We start from the raw sequence: 21,919 nt of genomic DNA, 5'->3' as shown, positions 1-21,919 counted from the left end.
AGGGGATCAAACAAAAAGATGAGACAAACAAGCAAATGGGGGCTTTTGTTCGTTATTATGCTGGTATCGGTTATGATATTGGCAGCTTGCTCGGGCGGCGGCAATCGGGAGGCGCAGGCTTCGACGGAAGCGGCGACGGCAGCAGACCCGGCAGAAGCAACTGAACATACGGCTTCCGAAGAAGGCGGCATGCGCAAAGTGGACACGGCGGTCGGTGAGATTGAACTGCCTGCGAATCCGCAGCGAATCGTCGCCGATTGGAACGTCGGCCATCTGCTTGCGCTGGATATCACGCCGATCGCGATTCCGCATACCTTGCTCGAATACGGCAAATTCCTGCGCGAATCGATTCCCGATACCGTAGCCGATCTCGGCGACCATAACGCGATATCATTGGAGCAGCTGACGGCCGTGCAGCCGGATCTGATTATCACGTTCTCGGCCGACAAATACGAAGCCTACAGCAAAGTCGCTCCGACGCTGGTGTTCGATACATCGCAGTACGAGACCATGCAGGACCAAATCACCGCGCTGGGCGAATATTTGAACCGGCAAGACGAAGCCGCTGCCTGGAACGCCGACTTCGACAAACGGCTTCAAGCGGCTCGGGCAAAGGTTCAAGCCGCGGTGTCTCCCGAAGATACGTTTACGCTGGTCGATTACAACTGGGAAGGCGGCGTGCTGGTGCTCGGGAATTCGGAAAACCGCGGCGGAAGTGCTTTGTACAAGCTGTTGGGTCTGAAACCCGACGAAGACGTGCAGAGCCAAATCATCGACAAAGGCGAAGAAAGCTCCGTGATCAGTTGGGAAGTCTTCGACGAATACGTCGGTACTTATCTGCTGGAACTGACGGACGAAGCCGCCGAGCCGCAGCGGCTGCAAAAAGTCTGGTCGCAGCTCGACGCGGTCAAAAACGATCGCCGCATCGAACTGGATCTGCGGAAGTACTTCACGGCCGATCCGTTCACCGCTATTCTTCAAGCCGAAGACATGGCCGATCTGATCGTCGCCAAAGCCGAACAGTGATCGACCGGTTCCGGTTGATACGTCTAAAAAACAGACTTTCGCCGCGCGGCGAAGGTCTGTTTTTTTACGCCGTCAGAAGTGGTACGATGGGAATAAAAGTCATGGAGAGGGGAACGTAGACGAACGAAGAGATGCCGAATACATCCCGATCATGCAGCGGTTCCTTAAGTATGAAGAGCCGTTTGTGCGGCAAAAAAATAAACGAACAACGAAACGCAAAGCACACTCGTTGACAGAAAGAAGGACTCGACTCATGTCTGCTGTACAATCCGAACTGAAAGTTGCGCTGTACACGATGTGTTTGGTACGTGACGGGGATCGGGTGCTGTTGATGAACCGTCCGGCCGAAAAAGGATTTCCGGGTTGGATCGCGCCGGGCGGCAAGGTGGACTTCCCCGAAAGCCTGACCGAAGGCGCGGCGCGCGAAGTATTGGAAGAAACCGGCTTGACCGTGCGTAATCTGATTTACAAAGGGCTGGACGAATTCGTCGATCCCAAGCAACATTTCCGGTACATGGTGTTCAATTACGTAGCGGAAGAATTTGAAGGAGAGTTATTGGAAAATCCGCCGGAAGGCGAATTGAAATGGGTTCCGATCAACGAAGCGGCAACCTATCCGATGCAGGACTGGTTCAAGCTGCGATTGTCATTCTTTTTCGACGAAGGCACATTTGAGGTGTATGCCGTTTACGATCAGGAGACGGATACGACATTGAAAGAAACCGTGAAGCGGACGTAAGCATTTAAAAGAAGAAGCGGGTGGGAAAATGGGCTATATCGCGGAGTTGCGCAAGCTGGTCGGCAACCGACCGTTAATCATGGCCGGCGCGTGCGTGATCGTGGAACGAGGCGGGGCGATTTTACTGCAAAAAAGGACGGACAACGGCTTCTGGGGACTCCCCGGCGGAGCGCTTGAGCCCGGCGAGTCGATGGAACAGGTGGCGAGGCGCGAGCTGTTGGAGGAGACGGGGCTTGCAGCGGGCAAGTTGGAGCTGCTGGAGATTTTTTCCGGCGAAGGGCTGTATTATCGGTATCCCAACGGGGATGAAGTACATAATGTAATCGCGGCTTATTGCTGTCGGGATGCTCAGGGAGAAGCTTTTGCGGACGGAGAAGAAGGCTCGGAATTGCATTTTTTCCCTGTTGATGCGCTGCCGCCCGTGCATGAGTGGAACCCGGCCGATCGGCCTGCATTGAATACGTACTTGAGCAGACGGTCGAACAGCGAAGACTAAGGCAAAATAGGGGGATTGCTATGAACTTGCACGCGAACAAACGTATTCAGCTTGCATTGACGGTGCTGTACCCTGTACTGATCGGAATATTCTTCGTATGGATGCAATCCGCGTTTTGGCTGCTGGCGGTCGCGACGATGCTGGTCTACTGCGCGCTGTGGAAAAATATCGGCTGCGTGCTGCTGTCGAATGGGCTGCTGCTCGCGTTATCGATCGGCTTGTGGGTGACGGAGGTCGATTATATGCAGATGGGCAGCGTGCGGGAGACTCGGGCCTGGCTGCCGTTTGCCTACATTTTGTACGGCGCGTTCTGCTTGCTTCCGTCCATGCTGCTGGTTCCTTTGCGAAATCTGCTGATCAAAAAAGATCGGCAGCGCCATTTATGATGGGATATACGTTACAAGGATTTATCGGTTCGGCACTTGTACTGAAAACGTTAGGCGTCCGCTTTCTGACAGCCAAGGTCGTTTCTTTATCGGATGAGTTGGCGCTTGTTCCGTTGGATGACGCCCTGCAAGACGAGATTAATCAAGGCACTGAGCAGCTCCTGGAACCGTGGGATACTCTTACGGAAAAGATCGCGTCAGTCGGCTGCGAATTGTCCCGGCACGGAATCGTGGCTTACGCGGAAGCCGATTATTTCGGAGGCACGGGCGATCAATCTTGCGTGGTATGGGAAAAAGGGAAAGAATGGCTGCGGGAAATACGAACGGAAAAGGCGATCAATCATGCGTTGAAGCTGCTGGGCGTCGTTTGTTCCGCGGAGGCCGTCGATGAATTCGATACGGTTCATTTGGGGCGGCATCGCAGCGTAGAAGGTTGGATAGAAGATCGACAGCATGAACTTCCCTCCTTGAGAATCACCCCTGTGAGGGAAAATGCGGAACGATCGGCTGAAGCCGTGGACTACTTCTGGAGCCGCTGGGGCGACGAGTCGACGTTCGACTTTTACCGGGATTGCATCGAACGCTCTTGCGATACCGAAGCCGACCTGCCGCGGTTCTATCTGTTGACGGACGGGGAAAAAGGATCGATCGCCGGAGGTTACGCCTTGCTGCGCAGCGACTTGAACAGCAGGCAGGACCTGTGTCCGTGGTTGGCTTGCCTGTATGTGGAACCGGACTGGCGGAGCCTAAGTTTGGGCCGTTTACTGCTTGAGCATGCGGCTGAAGAAGCACGGGGCAAAGGATATGGCAGCCTTTATCTGTGCACCGATCTCGAAGGATATTACGAGCGGTACGGCTGGATTCATATCGGAAAAGGATATGGCATCGACGGTGCGGAAACGAAGATTTATCGGCTTTGTTTCAGCAAAAGCGGACAGAAGTGAGGAATTAGGCGCAAACCGTTACATAGGAGTTTTCCGTTTATCCTTTCTTTTGAAGGGTATGACAGGAAGACTCCTTTTCTTGTTAGGTATATCTACCTTTTTTACAAACTTAGCGTTTACATTTTACAAATGTTTCACTAGTATTAAATCCGATGCGATATTTATTTACATCATACATAACAGGGGGAGTTTATTACATGCGCGAATTTTCGAAAAAACGTTTCGCGGGAGGGGCTTTATCCTTCTTTTTGGGAGCTTCGATTTTATTTTCTCCTTTTGCTTCTGTTCGTGCAGAAGCGAAAGAAGCGGCTAAAGCCGCGGAGTCGGCCGACGAAACCAAAATTACGCTGCTCGGCACGTCGGATATTCACGGCCGATTCATGCCTTGGGATTACGCATTGGACGGACCGAATCCGACCGGAAGCATGACGCAGCTGTACACGATCGTCAAAAAAGTCCGCGCGGAAAATCCGAATACGATTTTGCTGGACGCCGGCGACATGATTCAGGACAACTCGGCCGAATTGTTCAACGACCAACCTCAATCTCCGATGATGGTGGCGATGAACGAAATGAACTATGACGCCTGGGTCATGGGCAACCATGAGTTCAACTTCGGCTTGGACGTGTTGGAGAAAATATCTTCCCAGTTCAACGGGCAGCCCCTCGTCGGCAATATTTTCAAAGAAAACGGCGACCGCTACATGCCTGCGTACACGATTATCGAAAAAGACGGAATCAAAGTCGGCGTGATCGGAATGAACACGCCGATGATTACCGAGTTCGAGAAAGGCACCGACCATCTGGACGGCGTGATCGTGAAAGATCCTGTCGAAGAAACGAAAAAAGCGGTTGCCGAGTTGAAAGGCAAAGTCGACGTGATGGTCGGGCTTATGCATATGGGTCTGGATAACGAGAACGGGAATCCGGGAACCGGAGTCACCGATATCGCCAACGCCAACCCGGAGCTTGCAGCGATCTTCGCCGGACATATGCATACGTTGATCGAGTCGCAGACGGTAAACGGCGTACTAATCTCCGAGCCGAACAAATACGGATCGCACATCTCGCGAATCGACCTGACTTTCGAGAAAGAGGGCGACCGCGTCGTGTTGAAAAGCAAAGAAGCGCAAGCCCTGGCCGTAAAAGCGGCAGACGGCAGTTACGAGGTGTCGGACGCGGAGTTGGAAAAAACGCTGCATCCGTTCCATGAGTTCGCCCGCGCGGACGCCAATATCGAAGTCGCGGAATTGAAAGGAACTGATCTGGTGCCTGACGACGAGATCAAAGGCATTCCTGCCGTGCAGGTTCAAGAAACTCCGTTATCCGACTTCTTCACCGAAGTCATGATCCATTACAGCGATGCGGACGTGGTCGCGCACCAGATCGATAACGACAAAGCCAAATTGGATATCGGGCCGATCAAGAAAAAAGACATCGCGTTCAACTACCAATACACGTTCGGCGAAGTCACGGTGTACGAAGTCACCGGCCGGGATCTCAAAGACTACATGGAATGGTCGGCAGGCTACTTCAACTCGACGCGTCCCGGAGACGTGACGGTCAGCTTCGATCCGAAACGCCGCGCTTCCAAGTACAGCACCAACGATTTCTTCGGCGGCGTGACCTACGAGATCGATCTTACCAAGCCTTACGGCAGCCGGATCGCGAACCTCAAGTACAAGAACGGCGATGCCGTCAATGAGAAAGACACGCTCAAGCTCGGCATGAACGCTTACCGGATGGAAGCGTTGATCGCGAAAGGCGGACCGCTGGAAGGACGCGAATTCAAGCAGCTTTGGTCTTCCAAAGACGCTTCGGCATTCGGCGAGATTCAAGGCACGATCCGCAATCTGTCCATCGCTTACCTCAAAGAAGAAAAGAACGGCGTATACGAGCCGACGCTTCAAAACAACTGGAAAATCACCGGCGTCGACTTCGATGCGCCGGAACGCGCGGATGTCGTGGAACTGATTAACGAAGGCATTCTGTCCGTTCCGACTACCGAAGACGGCAAATACACCAATATTGCGTCGATCAATATCCGGGATGCCGTTACTCAAGAAGAGATCGAAGCGTTATCCGCCAAAGCAAACGTGGATGCGGCTCAATTTTCCGGCGCGAAGAACAAAGGCGAATTTTACCGGAAATTGAATGCGGCCCGCAAACCGGCGACAGGCGCAACAAAACCGCTGCCGGAAAAACCCGTGGTTCCCGCACAGCCTAGACCGCAGCCGGTACCGTCCAAGCCGGCAGCCGGGAAAGACACTGCCGTTCAACGGGCCAAAGTTACCGCAGATTACTTGAATGTTCGGACTGCTCCTTCCTCCAAGGCCAAGATCATCAAAGCCGTACCGAAAGGCACGATGCTTGAAGTGATCGGCCAAGAGAAGTCCGGTTGGCTGAAAGTCAAACTGGATGGACGGACCGCTTACGTGTACGCGAAATACGTGAGTTTGTCCAAATAATCCAACGCAGCAGGAAACCGGAAGGCTTCCTGCATCTGCGTGATCTTCTCGATACGTTGACCCTCTGTCTAAACGGAGGGTCTTCTTTTGCATGGATCGCAGCGCCTTGATCGGAAGATGCCATTATTTTCTCCCGATGGTATGATCATAGGTAGAAGTCCTGCTCAAAAGGAGGAACTTGTTATGCCTTGGCCCATGGTTCACCTGGCCGTTGCAGCGGTTATCATGCCCGAACCTTCCGCCGAACTATTGATAGGAAGCTTGGCGCCGGATGCCGTGCATGTGCGCAGCAACGATCGCGGCGAAAAAGCAAAAACGCATCTGATGATCGTCGAAGGCGAGTTTTTGACGGATGAGCAGCTGCACGACGTATTCAAAGCCAACGCCGAGCACATCGAAGCCGATCCGGCGTTCCTGCATTATCTGCTTGGCTACATCGCCCACATCTATACGGATCGACGCTGGACGTTCGAGATTTATCCCGGCTACGAAGCCCGTTCGGACGGTCGCAAACAGTATCACCGGGAAGTGAAGCGGATCGAGTTCATGCTGCTGCAAGAAAGGCCGGATGCTCGGGCATGGCTGCGTCAACTCCAATCGGATCGTGCTTTCGAATTCGGCGGGTTGTCCGCGAAAGAAGTACATGCCTATCGGGATATGAAGCTGCTCGGCTTACAGGAAGAACCGGCTGACGAATCGAAAGTCTCGCTTGAGGTGTTGTCGCCCGAAAGACTGGAACAGTTTATTCTCGCAAACGGACAAGACCTTCGCCGATTGTTTGCGGAGTGGGGAGTTACGCCAATCATTCGACGGAATGTTGAAATGATTCATGGCGCAAAGGAGGCTTAGCCCAATGGATTCGTCGAATGACCTCGATACGGAAGAACCCGCATTTTTGAAAATCGATAAAGCTTATACGCCGTTCCTGCTTAAAGCCATCGAAGCCGTGAAGCGCACGAATTGGGTGAACAGCTACGACTTGAACCGCGTTCATATCTCCATGCGCAAAGACCGTTATCAAGGCCGGGATTGCATCGTCGTGCGTTTCTATGCGGCGGACCTGACGAATGCCAATTGGATGGAGGTTACGTCTGCCGATATCGGAGGAGCACACGTCTACATGGAAGCAGCCGGGCGAGCAGTTTTACATATTGCAATCGAACATTGACCGAGTTTTTTTACATAAAAGGGGGTTCATATGCGTTTACTCGAACACGAGGATATTGCGCTGCGCACGCTTGAGCCGGAAGATGCACCGCTGCTGCTCAAATGGTTGACCGACCCGGCTGTTTTGGAATGGTACGAGGGACGCGATCATCCGTATGACGCGGAGCGGGTACAGGAAGACTTTTACGGAGAATAAGAAAAAAATGTATTTTTTATTGGGAAAATAACTTCATTTGAAAGCTAATTGTTTCGATTTTTATAAAAGCTAAGAGGTATACGACATAATGCTGTCGAAGGAAAGGTTTAAGATGATTGTTTGATATTCTAAAATATTAGGAGGAAAAAACGTGAGTATACTTGTAAGTGACTTGTACATAAATAATTTTCGCTCACTAAAGAATATATCATTAAAGCTTGATAAGTATACTGTGATCGTCGGTAAAAATAATTCAGGAAAATCAAATATTATTCAAGCTATAAACTTAGCATTTGATTTCTCATCAGTATTTAGGGACGACATTTATATTTCGGCTGATGAACCTTACAATGAATCTAAAAAAATATGGATTGATATTAGAATATTACCTATAGATGAGGATGGTAATATACAGGACACCTTTAACGATCAGTGGTCAAGAGCTTTCGGAGATAGCGTATCATTGGATCTCGCAACAGATAAAGAATATTTTGCATTTCGAACAGAGATATCTTTTGATAGTGATAAAGAAATATACACTAATTTTAAATATAAAATAGATAATTGGGAGTACGAAGGGAACTCACAAGTTGGCAATTCTGTTAGGAGAGAAACGTTGGAAGGTATCGAGAATATTTTAGTCAATGCTCAAAGAGATATTTCGTTAGATATTAGAGACAGAGGATCGATGTGGGGAAGGTTAACGTCTAATATAAAAGTTTCGGATAATGTGAGAGGAAATATTGAAACACAATTACAAAGATTGAATAAAAAAATCGTTCGAGAAAGTGAAATATTAAAATCAATCAGTCGTGAACTAAAAGTAACAACAGCAGATAAAGAGAGCATTGTGGATATAAGTCCGATTACAAGAGATATAGAATCTCTCTATAGGGGAATAAATATCTACTATACAAACAAGAACTCGCTGCCTACATCTGTAGAAAATTTAGGTCTAGGTGTGCGTAGTTGGGCAGTATTTTCCACTGTAAAAGCAGAAATTAGTAGCAAGATAACAAAGAGAACACTAGATGATTTAGCATATTTACCGCTAATACTCGTAGAAGAACCAGAAGCGCATGTGCATCCTCAAGCACAAAGACAATTGTTTTCCAATATTAATGAAATGAATGGGCAAAAGGTCATTACTACACACTCACCATATATTTTATCACAAATCGATCTAGAAAAAATAAGATATGTCAGAAAGGTTGGAGCACAATCTGAAGCACTGCCTCTTTTAATGGAAGGGCTGACTGAAGAAGATATACAGAAAATAAGAAGAACTGTTATGAGCACTAGGGGAGAAATTTTATATGCGAATGCTGTTATTTTAGCAGAGGGAGAAACCGAGGAACAAGCATTAACTGTATTTCTAAGAGAGTTTTTTAATAAGGAGCCTTTCGAATTAGGCATTAATATTATTGGAGTAGGTGGTAATAATTATACACCATTCATGAGGATTCTGGATCGTCTAAATATAAAGTGGTATGTATTTAGCGACGGGGAACCTCAGCCATTAAGTGATTTAAGGGCCTGTTTGAAAAAATTAACAGGTGCGTCAAGTCAGCCTAATCTTACTGATTTTGAAAACATATTTATAATTGAAAATAATGAATGTTTTGAAACATATTGTTTATCTCAAGGTTACATTAAAGAAATAAGAAAGGCGATTTGTCAGGTTGAAAGTAATACAAACTATATGAGCTACTACATTGATCATTATAACGATCAAAAGGGTAAACATGGAATAATTCGAAACTATAAAGCCGATGCTGATGGAGGGTATTATAGAGCTACAAAAGATTGTATTATGTCTAATAAAACCAAATATCCGACAGCAATTGCAGAAGAGATATGTAAAATAAGAACAAAATCAAGGAGAGTACCTCAAAAGCTAAAAGAACTTTTTAATAAAATAAAAGAAAATATGGAAGAAGGTGGGATTTAATGACTATCACCTTATCTAAATCTCAACAAGCAGTTGTTGACTTCTCCGATGGTAACCTGTTAGTAATAGCCGGAGCAGGTAGTGGGAAAACTAGAGTTCTTACGGAACGAATTAATAAATTAATTTCAAATTTAAAAAAAGGCGAGAAAATTTTGGCTATTACTTTTAGTAATAAAGCTGCGGAAGAATTAAAAGAAAGACTTATTTCCTTATTAGGAAAACAAAAACTAAAAGAATATGCCTATATAGGTACGATTCATAGTTTTTGTTTAGATATCGTAACTTCTAGGGGAAGTGTAATTGGATTGCCTGATGACCTTCATATTTGTGAATCTTATAATGATAGGCTTCATATTTTAAAAGAAGCAATTGAAACTATTCCTTCTTTTAAGACTAAATATTTAAGTGGAGTTGCTAAAGATAATCAAATAATCATAAAAAAATTTCTTGATGATTTAAGTACTGCCAAAAGAAATCTGAAGTTTTCAGATGATTATACTGACAATCCGTTAATCCAGACTTTATTTGAAGAATACGATAATATGTTACTGCAGCAGGGAGTCATTGATTTTGATGATATACTTAGATATACGTACCAAATATTAACCGAACGAGATAGTATAGCTCGATTGTATAGAAAAGTTTATAAGTATATTTGTATTGACGAAGCTCAAGATTTAAATAAAGCTCAGTATGAAGTGATTAAGGCACTTGCAGGAAAAGAAATCGGTATTACGATGGTTGGAGATCCTAACCAATCTATTTATGGTTTTAGCGGAGCTTCAAACGATTATATTAATAATTTTTTCGTAAATGAGTTTAATGCTCACAGAATGCAACTTTTTGAGAACTTTCGTTCATCACAATTAGTCATAGAGGCCGCACATAGAATTGAGAAGTCTTTCAAAGCATATGGAAAATGCATGTACAAAGGAGAGTTTGAGATACATGACTTTCAAAATGAATATCTAGAAGCAGAATATATTGTTTCTAAAATTATGTTTTTAGTGAAAAATGGACATCCTGATGTAGAAAATCAAACGATTACACTTGAACAGATTGCTGTCATAGCTAGAAATCGATATGTATTTAGTAAATTGAAAGAATTACTTGAAGATAATAATTTGGATTATACACTCAAAGTTTCAGCAAAAGGCTCTTTTTCAAGTGAATCTGATTTCATGAAGGCATTTGAATTAGGAATCAGACTGTTAGTAAATAAGAAGGATAAGATACATTTAATAGAGTTGCGCAAATTGATTAATTATCCCAAAAGTGATATTAATTTTGATGATTTAATAAATAGTGATGAATTATCTGTTTATTGGAAAAATTTAATGACTGCTTTAACTGATGCTTGGAATCTACTATTAAAAAATGAAAAGGAAATAAAATTTCATACAGCATTAAAAGTATTGAGAACTTTTATTGATCTATCAGAAACTCAAATTGATGAGCATGAAAAAATACTTATTAGTGAAGATATCAAAGCATGGGAAAATAATTGGGATATTTATGTGAAAAATTCTTCTTCTGGTGAACGATCGTTAGGGAATTTTGTGAGGACTGTTTCTCTAGGAAGTACACAGTCAACCAGCGATAAAGGTGTAATTTTAACAACTGTACACATGTCTAAGGGATTAGAATACGATGTTATATTTATAATGGGATTAAATGAAGGAGTTTTCCCTGATTATAGGGCTGTAAGAGCATCCAATGGTTCAAGAGATACAAAACAAATTATTGAAGAAAGACATAATATGTTTGTTGCAGTAACACGATCAAAGAGGCTTTGTTATTTAACTTATCCACTAGTTAAAAATACTCCTTGGGGAATTAAGCGACAGTTCCCCTCTAGATTTGTGTTGGAGTTAAAAGCTTAACACTCAACACATTTTCGTTGTGAACTGCTGTTTTAAGATAATATCCAAAACAATTTACCTGAAGAGAGGATCTATAGTATTTTGGGAAAAATTTAAATTGGATCTTTGATCTTTATATCTGAGTGTGGTAATTCGCCTCCTATATTACTCTAACAATTATCTATGTTATTCATGAGAGATCGTAAGATCGAAAGCGTAAACCATATGAATGTGTGGCTAGTCTCGCGAAAAACCTTAACATTGCTGGCTATGAGAAAGATCATTAAAACGGTGAAAAGAAGATTTAAGCGACAAGTTTGACTTGAACGTAAAAAAAAGCGGCACTGCGCGTAAAACTGCGCGGTTCCGCTCTTTTGAATTAAGCTTCGTTTTCCCAACTCGCCCGAATCTGCTCGACCATAATGTCGGTAATTTGCTCGGGGGTCAGCGTATCGACAGCCACGGTGCGATGATTATCGGCGTAAACCCGTTTCCGGCTGTTGAATAGTTCTTCGATCTCTTCCAGCGAACGGCTTTGCAGAATCGGACGGGTATCGATCAAGTCTTCAAAGCGTTCTTTCCACGATTCCCAGGTCAAATCCAGATGGTACACGATGCCGTTGTCGAGACAGGCGCTTCGGATCTCGTCCTGCATGAACGATCCGCCGCCGAGCGACACGACCTTCTCGCGCGACTCGCGGCACAGTTCGACGATGTAGTCTTTTTCCATCTGCCGAAAAGCGGGTTCGCCCATCGACTTGAAAATTTCCGTGACGGGCATGCCGTGTTTGCGTTCGATCTCTTGATCGGCATCGAGGAAATCGCGGCCGAGCTTTTCTGCCAGCAGTTGGCCGATCGTCGTTTTGCCCGCGCCCATGAAGCCGATCAGGATGATGTTTTTTTGATTGAGCGGAATGTTGTTGTTCATGATCAGTATCACCGTACTCCTTTGCCGCTTTACATGAAATAAGTATATTCATTATAAATTGTAGATCGTTGGCGAGCAAGGAGTAACAAGTAGAGTGGAGGTAAGCTTTTATGGCTAAAGAAATCGAAGCGCGTCTGAAAAGTCTGGGGATCGAACTGCCGGAAGGAAGCGCGCCCGCCGCAGCTTATGCCAATGCGGTTACCGTGAACGGCTTGATGTTCGTAGCGGGCAAAGGGCCGACTGGAGGTCCGAAAGGCAAGTTGGGAGACGCGTATACGACGCAGCAGGGATACGAATTCGCGCGGCAAACCGGCATCGAGATTTTGGCCGTGCTCAAAAGCGAATTGGGATCGCTGGATCGGGTGAAACGCGTGGTTAAGCTGCAAGGGTTCGTTAACACGACACCTGAATTCGAAGAGCATCATAAAGTGTTGGACGGCTGCTCGCAGCTGATGCTCGACGTGTTCGGCGAAAGCGGTTCGCATGCAAGATCCGTTTTCGGGGCGGTATCGGTACGCGATAACTTGCCGATTATCGTGGATTCGATTTTCGAGGTGGAGTGAGATGGAACGCAAAAGATACGAAACGGGCTCCCCTTGGGAACCGATCGTGGGCTATAGCCGGGCAGTGCGTGTAGGGAATACGGTGGAAGTCGCCGGAACGACCGCGATGAAGGACGGACAAGTGGTCGGCGTCGGCGATCCATATGGGCAGACGGCGGAAATTCTCAAAACGATCGAAGAAGCCTTGGCGCATGTCGGAGCCAAGCTGGAACATGTCGTGCGCACCCGCATGTTCGTGACCGACATCTCGCAATGGGAAGAAATCGGCCGCGCCCACGGCGAAGTCTTCCGCGATATTCGGCCCGTGGCGACGATGGTCGAGGTCAAAGCGCTGATCGATCCGGAGCTATTGGTAGAGATCGAAGTTCAGGCGATCGTGCCGGAAGACTGAACATGTGCCGCATGGATTCATTCCAAATCATACTTGTCCCAAATCTGCGTCATTAATCGACGGTGCGTCGGGTCGCCCGAGGTTCGATCCGTCTTGTTCATATTAAAAGTTCCGTTGCTCATGTTAATGACGCTGTAGCCGCCCTGCCCGTTATCGGACAAGAATACGATATACCGTTCTCCATACTGAAGTTCCCGATAGTTAGCGATCGAGAAAAGGACTTTGGAACCCTGCATGTTGTTGGCAAAAGCGATCGGTTCATAGAAGCTGACTTGTCCGTTTTGAACAACCTCCCCGGGATCTTTCAGTACGGTCTCGACCGCAAATTCGGTGAGGGTCGCGAAATCCTGCATGACTCCGTCTTCATAACGGCTTGTCGTATTTTCGCGTTCTTCAAAAGGAAGAACCGGCGTGCCGACCGCAATAATATCCGAGTGCTCCTCTAAAGCGTCGAGTTCGGCGAAGCCGATATAGCTGGCATCACGATTGAATTTCGGAAATCCGTACTGGACGATTTGCTTTTCTTTGATCAATGGGTCAGGTAGAAGGATCGCGGATTGGATGTTCGTTGAGTGAAAAGGTAGGCTTCCGGTTACGAAGTATCGCCCTCCGACAATCGCGAATACGCACGCAATCAACACGGATAAGATCACGAACGCAGCTTTTTTTCGATTCATGACGCAGTTCTCCTTTCTGCAAAGGTACATGCAATACCTATTGAAATAATTCCTTTTTATTGTAAGGTTTAATGAATATGGAATCCAGTTAAACTACTAGTTATGCCTCTAATATTTTGCGCCTTTCAGTATGAAGTCGAATAAATAAGGAGTTCGCGCCATATGCGGCGCGAACTCCTTTTCATGTTTTAAGCGAAGATTATATTTATTTTAACGTTTTGCCTGTTCTTCCGCGACTTCGCCGGATACTTGCGTGAAGCGTCCCAACAATGCGCGGATATCGCTCGAAGATTTCAGGCGGTACCGGGCCGCCGTCACTTCTTTGCCGATTTTCACGGAATAGGCATCTTCCGGCAGTGCCGCGAACATGTCTTCGTCGGTCCGGTCGTCGCCGGCGCCGAATACGAAGTCGTAATGACCTTGGCTCAATACCAAATGCGCGCCGTGGCCTTTGTTGACTCGCGTGTCTTTCACTTCGATGACTTTGTTGCCGTCCAGCACGCCGACTGTCATGGATTGGGTGATCGACATGAGCGCTTCTTTCAGCTCATTGCGTTTTACGGCCGCGATATCCGGTTCGGATTGGCGGTAGTGCCAAGCGATCGAATAATCTTTTTCTTCGATCAGGGAGCCCGGCGTCCGGTCGGTATACGTCTCCATGATCGGACGGATCGATTCTTTCCACTCGTTGTCGATATTGAGCGTCATCGTCCATTCGCCGCCCGCCGGACGGAACCAAAGTCCGTGCGCGGCAACGATGCTGAGATTCAGGTCGCCCAACCACTTTTCCGCCGTGAAACGATCGCGTCCCGTGATGATAACGACCGTATTTTTTGGATCTTCGGTCAGCGTGGTCAAAAGCTGCTTGAGTTCGCGGTCCGGACGCGCTTGATCCGGCGTCGGCTTGAAGCCGACGAGCGTTCCGTCGTAATCCAGGAACAGCACGCGCTTCTCCGCGGTCCGATACGCCAGATCGAGTTCCGACGAAGCGGAAGTCAGGCGGTCCAGCGGCTCGGTATGGATCTTCTCCTCCGGCGAACCTTGCAGCGTGTTCAAGAACTCTTCCGCCCAGAACTTGACGTTGTAGCGGGAGATGCGGCGGTGCATGTTTTTGTTGCGGTCCATTTTGTCGTCTTCCGGCATTTCGAGCGCCATCTTGATCCCCGCGGCAATCGCTTCGTGATCGTTCGTATTGACGATTACGGCTTCGCCCAGTTCGCTGGCCGCTCCGGCCGTTTCGCTCATGACGAGCATGCCTTTGTAATCGTTGCGCGACGCGACGTATTCCTTGGCGACCAGATTCATGCCGTCGCGCAGCGGCGTGACGAGCAGCACGTCGCTATGCCGATAGAAGGCGATCAGGTCGTCTTGGGATACCGTGCGGAAAAAGAACCAGACCGGCATCCAGTTGAATGTGCCGTATTCGCCGTTCACTTCGCTGACAAGCTCCTCGATCTCCCGCTTCAGGTTGTCGTATTTTTCGATGCCGACGCGGGACGGGGCGATAATCAGGTTGAGGCGCACCTTTTCCCGATATTCCGGATAGTTGGCGAGGAAGGCTTTGAACGCCTTGATGCGGTCCGGAATGCCTTTGGTGTAATCCAGGCGGTCGACCGAGATGATGTTGCGCACGTCTTTCGTGCTTTTCACGAAATCCATCGTTTCCTGCGACGCGTTCTCGCGGGTCGGCGTGTTGGCGAAGTAGTCGTAGTCGATGCCCATCGGGAACGCGTCCACTTGCACGATATGCGACTCCAGCTGCATTTTATACAGACTATGTTCGTGTCCGAGCAAACGGCGCACGCTGCTCAGGAAGTGGCGCACGTAATCGTACGTATGGAAACCGATCAGGTTCGCGCCCATCAAGCCTTCGAGAATCTCGGTGCGCCAGATCATTTGACGGTAAATCTCGTAGGAAGGGAACGGAATATGCAGGAAAAAACCGATTTTGACGTCAGGATGCTTTTCCCGGATCATCTGCGGCAGCAGCATGAGTTGGTAGTCGTGAATCCAGATCGTGTCGTCTTCTTTAATCAGCGGATCGACGGCTTCGAAGAACTTGCGGTTGACGCGTTTGTACGCTTCCCACGTCTCGGCTTTGTATTCGACCGCGCTCGTGAAGTAATGGAAAAGGGGCCAGATCGTTTCGTTGCAGAAGCCGTGGTAGTATTCTTCGATATCGTCGGACGTAAGCGGAACCGACAAGCATTTGTAGTCGCTTTTCAACGTGGAAGCGATCGAAGACGCTTCTTCCTCGCTCAGGTCGTCCTGCGAGACGCCGGGCCAACCTGCCCAGATCGTGTCGCCTTGTTCATGGTAATTTTTAAGCCCGGTAGCCAGACCGCCTATGCTTTCTTTGTAGTCCAGGCCGGATTCGTTCTTGGAGACGGTGACGGGAAGGCGGTTGGATACGAAAATCGTTTTACTCATAGGATGGACCAGCTCTCCTTCTTGGATAATCAATGTGGGATAAAAAAACGCGTTGAAAAAATGAGTGAAATAAATGCGCGGTTTTCAACAATTCTTCAGTTATTACCCGAAATGGACCGTCGAGACGCAAATGCGTAAAGGATAGATCGAATAAGTGTCGCCATTATGGAGTCCGTGGAACTTTTTTCCAAAAACGTGCGTCTATAAAGAAGACTCTGCTTATCGATCGATTCGAAGGAGGGAAAAAGATGCGAAAAGTATGGAAACTTGCAATCGCTATCGCGCTTTTGCTGATGACGCTGTCGGTCGCTTTTCCGATACAAAAAGCCGCGGCTTGCAGCTGTTTGTTACCGGAAAACGCAACGGAAGCCAAAGAAAGATCGGCTGCGACGTTTACGGGGACGGTCCAAAGCATCGGGGAATTTAAAAGCGATCGAAAAGAGGCTTATTATGCCGCAACCTTGAGCGTGAACGAAAGCTGGAAAGGCATGGACGAACCGGAAACGGTCGTATATACGAGCTGGAGCAGCTGCCAGTTCGATTTTGAAAAAGGGAAAACGTATCTGCTGTATCCGTACGAGCATGACGGTCGATACGAAGTCGTCAATTGCAGCCGATCCGGCGAAGTGACGCAGGCGAACGCGGACGTCATGAAGGACTTGCAGGAGCTTGGGGCGGGCACGAAATTCGAGGATCCGCCGGATCGCGCGAACGCTGAAGAATCAGCCGCAGCGGAACCGGAACGAACAAGAGGGTTGTCCTGGCTTCCCGTCACGCTCGGAGGCGTCGCTCTGATCGTGATCGTCGTCGGAGGATGGATTGCCGTTCGCGGCCGAAAGAATTAACAAGAAGCATCATAAGGAGGATAAGCATGGAACGATTATCGACCGAATACCGGATTCGCGCCGCAGAGGAAAAAGATATTCCTTTTTTGTGGGATATGCTGTTCGAATCGCTGTATGTCAAAAAAGACGAAAAGCCGTTCGAGCGCAGCATTTTGGAAGAGCCGTTTATGCGCAAGTATATGGAAGGTTGGGGACGCGAAGGCGACTTCGGCGTGATCGCCGAAACCCCCGAAGGTGTGCCGCTCGGATCGGCTACGGCGCGGATTTTTCCGGAAAGCGACCGGGGTTACGGCTACGTCGCGCCGGACGTGCCGGAGTTGGGTATGGCGCTTACGGAAGCCAGCCGGGGAAAAGGAATCGGCAGTGCTTTGATGAGCCATTTGCTGGACGGACTGCGGGCGCAAGGCGTGAAGCGGGCGTCGCTCAGCGTAGATCCGGATAACGCGGCTGCCGTAAAGCTGTATCGGCGTTTCGGATTCCAGGAAGTCGGGTGGGAAGGAACCTCGATGACGATGGTCGCGGATTTATGATGCGCAACCGAAAAATCTCTCCTTGCAGCGAGCGGCCTTTTGCCGCATCGTCTGTTTGGGGAGAGATTTTCGTCTATCGCGTATCGTCGGCATGAAGCGAATGATTACTTGTTTCGGCGATACGCTTCGACCTGCAAAGCCTTGATCGAATCGGACAACGCAGGCGCGGGTCCGTCTACTTGCGCATCGCGAATCACATCCGGAATCGATAAATTGCAAACCGGCGACGGCGCGGCGCCGAGTTCTTGCATCCATTGCGATAATTGGGCCGAAGAACTCGCGTAAACGATTCTTCCTAATCCGACCCAGGCATGAGCCGCGGCGCACATTGGGCAATGTTCGCCTGAAGTATAGACGGTAGCTTGCGCGCGTTCGTCCGGCGTCATGTGCTCGGCCGCCCAACGCGCCAACGCGAATTCCGGGTGCTGCGTCGGATCGCCGCCGGATACCCGGTTGTAGTCTTCTTTGCGCACGCGGCCTTGCCGATCGACCAGCAAAGAGCCGAAAGGATCGTTGCCGTCGGCCAATCCTTCCCGCGCAAGTTCCACGCAGCGTTCCAAGTGCTCCATGTCTTTTTTCGAAATCATGATCCCGTCTCCTCCTTCGGTGTACAGCTTCCAAGCGCGATGCTGCATAAAATCACGATGATCCCTATCCATTGATACCCGTTTACCGCTTCGCCCAACACGATCGAAGACATCAGAACCGCTATCGGAAGCTCGGACGACGTCATGATCGAGCCTGTTCCCGAACCGATATGCGGCATGCCGATCGAATACAGCAAAGGCGGGAGCAACACGCCGAAGATTCCGAGCACCAGACCGTAAGGGCTTAACGCAAAGAGCCTGTCCGGGTCGAGCAAAAAGATCGGAGGGAAGCAGATGAATACGGTAATCGTGGCTCCGGTCGAGAGAAAGGCGCTTTTTAACACCGGCGAAGCGCTTTTCCCGACAGAGGCGCTGAGCAGCAAGAACAAGGCGAACGTCGAAGCCGCCAACAAGGCCCATAGCGTTCCTTGCCAGGATACGGAAAAGTCTTCTTGAGAAAACACATTGGCCGCGAGCAGCGAGCCGACGAGCAGAATGCCGATCAAGACGAGCTTGCGACGGGTCGGCTTTTTCTTATGGAACAGCCACTCGTACAAGCTCCCGATCCAAATGAACTGAAACAGAAGCACGATCGCCAGCGAAGCGTTCAGCGTCTGCAAGGATAGATAGTAAAAGATTCCGGTAAGACCGAAAGGGATGCCGGACAATAGGAGCTTGACGATTGTTTTCGGATCAAGGCGTTTCTTTTGGATAAACAGCACGCCGATCCAACTCAGCACCGCGCCGAAAAAATATTGCGCGCCCGTGACTTCAGGCGAAGAAAAACCGGCGCTGTAAGCCAACTTCACGAATGTGGAGAGAATACCGTAACAACAACCTCCGAGAAAAACGATCAACGAGTACTGCCAGGTTTTCATCAAAATCCTCCTTGAAATGAATGCAAAAAAGCCACACGAACGCCCTAGGGCGTGTCTTCAAACCTCGACGGACGTAGATTTTACTGAATTTTCGTTCTCGGCAAGGAACTTTTCCGCAGGCGTGCCGGGGCACGTCAAGGGAAAGTGACGCAGCTGAGGGCGAAAAGGCAGTAAAAGATACACGTCAGTAGGTTTGAAGACACGTCCTAAGGCATTCGTGTGGCGAAAATAGGGAAGCGTCCCTAGAAAAATCCACGACCGTTCGATTTTAGTATGTCGTTTGCTTGCGGTATTCATTATAAAATCGAAGAATGAAAATTGTCAACGTCCGTAACCTTGTCACAAATCGGTGAACGTACGCGAATCGTGCGGAGCGAAGTGGTATCCTGAAGCATGTAGAAGAATTCGATAGCGAAAACGGAGGGTTTGCCATGGCGCGATATGTGAACGAAAGTGATCGGCAATCGATCAAAAGGAGTCTGCGATGAGCGGCGCGCCGTTGATTCTCAGTCTTCGTCCGGGTCCGTATGCGCGCTTGATCGAAGGGACGAAGCGGCACGAATTCCGGCGGCGTTTTCCGGACGAAGCGACCTCGGCCTTTTTGTATCTGGCTGCGCCGGTCTCGGCTGTCGCGGCTTATGCCGAATTCGGCCGTCCGATCATCGGAACGCCCGAAGAACTGGCCGCGATTGCGGAAAAAGACGAGGCCGGTTCCTATGCGGATACGCTCGCTTATTTCAAAGGCGCGTCGAAAGGATATGCGCTTCCTTTGCTGTCGCTGCAGAAGATCGAACCGATGCCGCTTACCGAACTTCGCGATACGTTCGGCTTCCGGCCGCCACTTTCTTATCGTCGCGTAGAAGACGGATCGCCGCTTGAGCAGGAATTGAACAAGAAATTGGAGATCCGACCCTAAATAGGCAGAGTAGAACTTGGAGAAGAGAGGCTTAGCGGCAATGGATGATTTTACGAAAAGACGGATCGAAAAGGTTATGCGGCATTATATGGAGAGTACCGCCGAAGAACAATTGCGCAATCGTCGGAGCATCGGCTATGCGCTCGAAGGCGACGAATTGACTCTGGTCGAACAGCGCCCCTCGAAAGACGGCACGCGCTGGATCGAGCTGCCCGTCGCGCAGTTCCGACTGGACGCCGGAGGCTGGCGCGTGTACGGACTCGACAGCGGCGGCCGCTGGCATCTTGTATCCGAGATCGCGGCGAGCGAAAATTTTGAAGCACAGCTCAGTCGGGTGACTGCGAACGAGCTGGGGATTTTTTAGCGAAAGCCCTGTGTTTATCGAGTATAGAGTAATAGGTTATATCCAAAGAGAGTCTGAGGGTATAGATGCGAGAGGAGAACCTTATGAAGCATGCGGAAGAATTTAAAAGATTGTGGGAAAGCCTGGTTCCCGACGGCGGTCAAGCTTCTACGGTGCAGGGAGAATTGATTCGCTCGGTAGGGCGCCTGCGCGACGAAGCCGAACGCAACGGCAATGCCAATTGGGACGAAGGTCATGAATTGTTTTGCGACTTTATCGAGATCACATTTGACCCGATGAGGCTGAATAACCACGACCGTGAACGGATCGAGATCATCCTGAATCGTATGCGCCAACCGCATATTGCTTACCGTAATTATGAGTTATTCGATGAACTGAGCGATTACGCCGTCGAATGGTGCAAAAGCCGTCCCGAACCGATCCCGAAGCCGAATGATCCGAGGCAGTATCGATAATTCGTACCCTGCGAATAAATCCATGTAATCGTATCTTGTTGGCTCTTGATCGGACGGGCTTGATCTTACTTTTAGCTTTGACAAGGTAGCAGCAGCTTCGATGGAGTCGGAATAAATACGGATATCCAGTTATTTGACGAAGCTTGCTTTATTCGTTTCGATTACCTGCATATATACAGTTATTCGGAGTGAATAGGCGAAAATAAGCGAAAAAATCAGAAATTAAATGGATATATGCATGTATTCGCTCGAAAAATGAAGATATAAACGAAATAAATGGATATTCGCATTTATTTGATCTTATTGACTAGCAAAAGCCGGGCGGATGCCCGGCTTTCTCATACCCACAAAAGCTCCTATTCAAAATGAAGCTAATAGCGGAGGGAGAAATTCAGTGAAAGACGCCTTTGAGCGCATAAAGCCGGAGGCTTTATGCGCGAGACAGCGTATTGAACGAATTTCTCCCGCAGCGCCCCAGCTTCCTACAACGAATAGGACCTTCACCTACTCTCTTCAAAAAACGCATCTCCGCCTTGCAGCCGATCCACGAACCCTTGCAGCCATACATAATACTGTTCCGCATGCCGCATCTTGTGCAAATCCCGCAGTGCTTCCTCCCGTTCGTCAGCCGACGTTTTCGCCGACAGCACGATCTCCGATAGGTCCGGCGTGACCTCGCGAATGCTCTCCAGCATCACGTCCACTTCTCTTTGCAGCTTGGCCCCGAAGAAGTTTCGGAACGTGCGGAAAAAGTCGGTCTCGGCGACATATTGATCTTTGCGATCGCGTTTCTCGTCGAGTTTGTAAATCATCTGCGACTCGGTTAATGAACGCACGGCATAGCTCATATTGCTTTTGCTCATGTTCATGTAATCTTTCATTTCTTCCAGCGTCATCGGTCGGTCTTCGAAATACATGATGCCGTAGAGCTGACCGAACGAATGGTTCACGCCGTACAAATCCATGGTTGTTGCAATAGATTCGATCACTTTCTTCCGCAGCTCGCTCCGCTGTGGCGATACGGAAGCCGTCGGTGTCGTCTCAATCCATTCCTTTTCCACAATGTCACCCCTGAACGGAAATTCGGACGTCATACGCCCGCTTCTTACATATTCAATGT

General features: G+C 48.7%; 24 protein-coding genes. 18 read left to right on the top strand and 6 right to left on the bottom strand.

All coding sequences use genetic code 11. From position 1 onward, the window contains the following. Positions 1–18 precede the first annotated feature (18 nt). From SACSAC_RS23625 to SACSAC_RS23580, 11 genes are all read left to right on the top strand, one after another. On the top strand, positions 19–1,026 hold the full coding sequence (locus SACSAC_RS23625) for an ABC transporter substrate-binding protein (protein ID WP_037290881.1): 1,008 nt from the start codon (positions 19–21) through the stop codon (positions 1,024–1,026). A gap of 253 nt (positions 1,027–1,279) precedes the next feature. Further along, the gene (locus SACSAC_RS23620) at positions 1,280–1,765 is read left to right on the top strand and encodes an 8-oxo-dGTP diphosphatase (RefSeq protein ID WP_037290879.1); all 486 of its coding nucleotides are present in this window, start codon (positions 1,280–1,282) and stop codon (positions 1,763–1,765) included. A gap of 28 nt (positions 1,766–1,793) precedes the next feature. Continuing rightward, on the top strand, positions 1,794–2,261 hold the full coding sequence (locus SACSAC_RS23615; protein ID WP_037290878.1) for an NUDIX hydrolase: 468 nt from the start codon (positions 1,794–1,796) through the stop codon (positions 2,259–2,261). A 20-nt stretch (positions 2,262–2,281) separates the two neighbouring features. After that, a complete protein-coding gene (locus tag SACSAC_RS23610) occupies positions 2,282–2,647 on the top strand; it encodes a hypothetical protein (RefSeq protein ID WP_037290877.1) in 366 nt (121 codons plus the stop codon). Further along, positions 2,644–3,591 carry a GNAT family N-acetyltransferase gene (locus tag SACSAC_RS28135; RefSeq protein WP_245608682.1) on the top strand — a complete coding sequence of 316 codons (948 nt, stop codon included), beginning with the start codon at positions 2,644–2,646 and terminating at the stop codon, positions 3,589–3,591. Before SACSAC_RS23610 ends, SACSAC_RS28135 begins: the two co-directional genes overlap by 4 nt. Positions 3,592–3,788: 197 nt before the next feature. Further along, on the top strand, positions 3,789–6,059 hold the full coding sequence (locus tag SACSAC_RS23600; RefSeq protein ID WP_051507366.1) for a 5'-nucleotidase C-terminal domain-containing protein: 2,271 nt from the start codon (positions 3,789–3,791) through the stop codon (positions 6,057–6,059). Between the two features lie 183 nt (positions 6,060–6,242). Next, a complete protein-coding gene (locus tag SACSAC_RS27410) occupies positions 6,243–6,908 on the top strand; it encodes a hypothetical protein (protein WP_051507365.1) in 666 nt (221 codons plus the stop codon). A gap of 4 nt (positions 6,909–6,912) precedes the next feature. Beyond that, on the top strand, positions 6,913–7,227 hold the full coding sequence (locus SACSAC_RS23590; RefSeq protein ID WP_037290876.1) for a hypothetical protein: 315 nt from the start codon (positions 6,913–6,915) through the stop codon (positions 7,225–7,227). 30 nt (positions 7,228–7,257) lie between these two features. Next, the gene (locus tag SACSAC_RS28130; protein WP_156951082.1) at positions 7,258–7,422 is read left to right on the top strand and encodes a GNAT family N-acetyltransferase; all 165 of its coding nucleotides are present in this window, start codon (positions 7,258–7,260) and stop codon (positions 7,420–7,422) included. Between the two features lie 151 nt (positions 7,423–7,573). After that, positions 7,574–9,373, top strand: a complete 1,800-nt coding sequence (locus SACSAC_RS23585) for an ATP-dependent nuclease (protein WP_037290875.1) — start codon at positions 7,574–7,576, stop codon at positions 9,371–9,373. After that, on the top strand, positions 9,373–11,256 hold the full coding sequence (locus SACSAC_RS23580; RefSeq protein ID WP_051507364.1) for an ATP-dependent helicase: 1,884 nt from the start codon (positions 9,373–9,375) through the stop codon (positions 11,254–11,256). The genes SACSAC_RS23585 and SACSAC_RS23580 overlap by 1 nt, the downstream gene beginning before the upstream one ends. Before the next feature lie 358 nt (positions 11,257–11,614). Here the strand turns inward: SACSAC_RS23580 and SACSAC_RS23575 are convergent, their stop codons facing one another. Next, positions 11,615–12,163, bottom strand: a complete 549-nt coding sequence (locus SACSAC_RS23575; protein ID WP_037290874.1) for a shikimate kinase — start codon at positions 12,161–12,163, stop codon at positions 11,615–11,617. A gap of 110 nt (positions 12,164–12,273) precedes the next feature. Here SACSAC_RS23575 and SACSAC_RS23570 point away from each other — a divergent pair, with 110 nt between their 5' ends. Both SACSAC_RS23570 and SACSAC_RS23565 read left to right on the top strand, forming a co-directional pair. Then, positions 12,274–12,726: a RidA family protein gene (locus tag SACSAC_RS23570; protein ID WP_037290873.1), complete on the top strand. Its 453-nt coding sequence runs from the start codon at positions 12,274–12,276 to the stop codon at positions 12,724–12,726. 1 nt (position 12,727) lies between these two features. Next, positions 12,728–13,117 carry a RidA family protein gene (locus tag SACSAC_RS23565; protein WP_037290872.1) on the top strand — a complete coding sequence of 130 codons (390 nt, stop codon included), beginning with the start codon at positions 12,728–12,730 and terminating at the stop codon, positions 13,115–13,117. Between the two features lie 17 nt (positions 13,118–13,134). On the opposite strand, the gene SACSAC_RS23560 is transcribed toward SACSAC_RS23565, so the two are convergent. Together SACSAC_RS23560 and SACSAC_RS23555 are read right to left on the bottom strand one after the other, a co-directional pair. Continuing rightward, entirely contained in the window at positions 13,135–13,794 is a 660-nt protein-coding gene (locus tag SACSAC_RS23560) for a hypothetical protein (RefSeq protein WP_037290871.1), read from the bottom strand. A 210-nt stretch (positions 13,795–14,004) separates the two neighbouring features. Continuing rightward, on the bottom strand, positions 14,005–16,224 hold the full coding sequence (locus SACSAC_RS23555; RefSeq protein WP_037290869.1) for a bifunctional alpha,alpha-trehalose-phosphate synthase (UDP-forming)/trehalose-phosphatase: 2,220 nt from the start codon (positions 16,222–16,224) through the stop codon (positions 14,005–14,007). Between the two features lie 248 nt (positions 16,225–16,472). On the opposite strand from SACSAC_RS23555, the gene SACSAC_RS27405 reads away from it, so the two are divergent. Together SACSAC_RS27405 and SACSAC_RS23545 are read left to right on the top strand one after the other, a co-directional pair. Next, positions 16,473–17,069, top strand: a complete 597-nt coding sequence (locus SACSAC_RS27405) for a hypothetical protein (RefSeq protein ID WP_051507363.1) — start codon at positions 16,473–16,475, stop codon at positions 17,067–17,069. A 26-nt stretch (positions 17,070–17,095) separates the two neighbouring features. Continuing rightward, positions 17,096–17,599 (top strand): GNAT family N-acetyltransferase, encoded by a 504-nt coding sequence (locus SACSAC_RS23545; RefSeq protein ID WP_037290867.1) that lies wholly within the window; start codon positions 17,096–17,098, stop codon positions 17,597–17,599. 104 nt (positions 17,600–17,703) lie between these two features. On the opposite strand, the gene SACSAC_RS23540 is transcribed toward SACSAC_RS23545, so the two are convergent. Both SACSAC_RS23540 and SACSAC_RS23535 read right to left on the bottom strand, forming a co-directional pair. Further along, on the bottom strand, positions 17,704–18,186 hold the full coding sequence (locus SACSAC_RS23540; RefSeq protein ID WP_037290866.1) for a nucleoside deaminase: 483 nt from the start codon (positions 18,184–18,186) through the stop codon (positions 17,704–17,706). Continuing rightward, positions 18,183–19,064, bottom strand: coding sequence for an EamA family transporter (locus SACSAC_RS23535; protein WP_037290864.1), 882 nt, complete (start codon positions 19,062–19,064; stop codon positions 18,183–18,185). The genes SACSAC_RS23540 and SACSAC_RS23535 overlap by 4 nt, the downstream gene beginning before the upstream one ends. 484 nt (positions 19,065–19,548) lie before the next feature. On the opposite strand from SACSAC_RS23535, the gene SACSAC_RS23530 reads away from it, so the two are divergent. From SACSAC_RS23530 to SACSAC_RS23520, 3 genes are all read left to right on the top strand, one after another. Then, on the top strand, positions 19,549–19,980 hold the full coding sequence (locus SACSAC_RS23530; RefSeq protein WP_037290862.1) for a hypothetical protein: 432 nt from the start codon (positions 19,549–19,551) through the stop codon (positions 19,978–19,980). A gap of 40 nt (positions 19,981–20,020) precedes the next feature. Further along, positions 20,021–20,344 carry a DUF3024 domain-containing protein gene (locus tag SACSAC_RS28515; protein ID WP_051507362.1) on the top strand — a complete coding sequence of 108 codons (324 nt, stop codon included), beginning with the start codon at positions 20,021–20,023 and terminating at the stop codon, positions 20,342–20,344. Between the two features lie 83 nt (positions 20,345–20,427). Next, a complete protein-coding gene (locus SACSAC_RS23520; protein ID WP_037290858.1) occupies positions 20,428–20,799 on the top strand; it encodes a hypothetical protein in 372 nt (123 codons plus the stop codon). A gap of 500 nt (positions 20,800–21,299) precedes the next feature. On the opposite strand, the gene SACSAC_RS23515 is transcribed toward SACSAC_RS23520, so the two are convergent. Further along, a complete protein-coding gene (locus tag SACSAC_RS23515) occupies positions 21,300–21,860 on the bottom strand; it encodes a GbsR/MarR family transcriptional regulator (protein ID WP_037293645.1) in 561 nt (186 codons plus the stop codon). Between the last annotated feature and the right edge of the window lie 59 nt (positions 21,861–21,919).

This window comes from Saccharibacillus sacchari DSM 19268, from assembly GCF_000585395.1.
Classification (GTDB): Bacteria; Bacillota; Bacilli; order Paenibacillales; family Paenibacillaceae; genus Saccharibacillus; species Saccharibacillus sacchari.
Note: the sequence above shows the minus strand (reverse complement) of the source record. Positions and strands in the feature narration are given on the sequence as shown.

Excerpts from the sequence above, each read along its gene's own strand:
- SACSAC_RS23520 (WP_037290858.1), top strand. The coding sequence starts at position 20,428 with ATGAAGCATGCGGAAGAATTTAAAAGATTGTGGGAAAGCCTGGTTCCC.
- SACSAC_RS23565 (WP_037290872.1), top strand. The coding sequence starts at position 12,728 with ATGGAACGCAAAAGATACGAAACGGGCTCCCCTTGGGAACCGATCGTG.
- SACSAC_RS23540 (WP_037290866.1), bottom strand. The coding sequence starts at position 18,186 with ATGATTTCGAAAAAAGACATGGAGCACTTGGAACGCTGCGTGGAACTT.
- SACSAC_RS23575 (WP_037290874.1), bottom strand. The coding sequence starts at position 12,163 with ATGAACAACAACATTCCGCTCAATCAAAAAAACATCATCCTGATCGGC.
- SACSAC_RS23530 (WP_037290862.1), top strand. The coding sequence starts at position 19,549 with ATGAGCGGCGCGCCGTTGATTCTCAGTCTTCGTCCGGGTCCGTATGCG.
- SACSAC_RS23620 (WP_037290879.1), top strand. The coding sequence starts at position 1,280 with ATGTCTGCTGTACAATCCGAACTGAAAGTTGCGCTGTACACGATGTGT.
- SACSAC_RS27405 (WP_051507363.1), top strand. The coding sequence starts at position 16,473 with ATGCGAAAAGTATGGAAACTTGCAATCGCTATCGCGCTTTTGCTGATG.
- SACSAC_RS28515 (WP_051507362.1), top strand. The coding sequence starts at position 20,021 with ATGGATGATTTTACGAAAAGACGGATCGAAAAGGTTATGCGGCATTAT.
- SACSAC_RS23600 (WP_051507366.1), top strand. The coding sequence starts at position 3,789 with ATGCGCGAATTTTCGAAAAAACGTTTCGCGGGAGGGGCTTTATCCTTC.
- SACSAC_RS28135 (WP_245608682.1), top strand. The coding sequence starts at position 2,644 with ATGATGGGATATACGTTACAAGGATTTATCGGTTCGGCACTTGTACTG.
- SACSAC_RS23580 (WP_051507364.1), top strand. The coding sequence starts at position 9,373 with ATGACTATCACCTTATCTAAATCTCAACAAGCAGTTGTTGACTTCTCC.
- SACSAC_RS23610 (WP_037290877.1), top strand. The coding sequence starts at position 2,282 with ATGAACTTGCACGCGAACAAACGTATTCAGCTTGCATTGACGGTGCTG.
- SACSAC_RS23535 (WP_037290864.1), bottom strand. The coding sequence starts at position 19,064 with ATGAAAACCTGGCAGTACTCGTTGATCGTTTTTCTCGGAGGTTGTTGT.
- SACSAC_RS23590 (WP_037290876.1), top strand. The coding sequence starts at position 6,913 with ATGGATTCGTCGAATGACCTCGATACGGAAGAACCCGCATTTTTGAAA.
- SACSAC_RS28130 (WP_156951082.1), top strand. The coding sequence starts at position 7,258 with ATGCGTTTACTCGAACACGAGGATATTGCGCTGCGCACGCTTGAGCCG.
- SACSAC_RS23625 (WP_037290881.1), top strand. The coding sequence starts at position 19 with ATGAGACAAACAAGCAAATGGGGGCTTTTGTTCGTTATTATGCTGGTA.
- SACSAC_RS23560 (WP_037290871.1), bottom strand. The coding sequence starts at position 13,794 with ATGAATCGAAAAAAAGCTGCGTTCGTGATCTTATCCGTGTTGATTGCG.
- SACSAC_RS23545 (WP_037290867.1), top strand. The coding sequence starts at position 17,096 with ATGGAACGATTATCGACCGAATACCGGATTCGCGCCGCAGAGGAAAAA.
- SACSAC_RS23615 (WP_037290878.1), top strand. The coding sequence starts at position 1,794 with ATGGGCTATATCGCGGAGTTGCGCAAGCTGGTCGGCAACCGACCGTTA.
- SACSAC_RS27410 (WP_051507365.1), top strand. The coding sequence starts at position 6,243 with ATGCCTTGGCCCATGGTTCACCTGGCCGTTGCAGCGGTTATCATGCCC.
- SACSAC_RS23555 (WP_037290869.1), bottom strand. The coding sequence starts at position 16,224 with ATGAGTAAAACGATTTTCGTATCCAACCGCCTTCCCGTCACCGTCTCC.
- SACSAC_RS23570 (WP_037290873.1), top strand. The coding sequence starts at position 12,274 with ATGGCTAAAGAAATCGAAGCGCGTCTGAAAAGTCTGGGGATCGAACTG.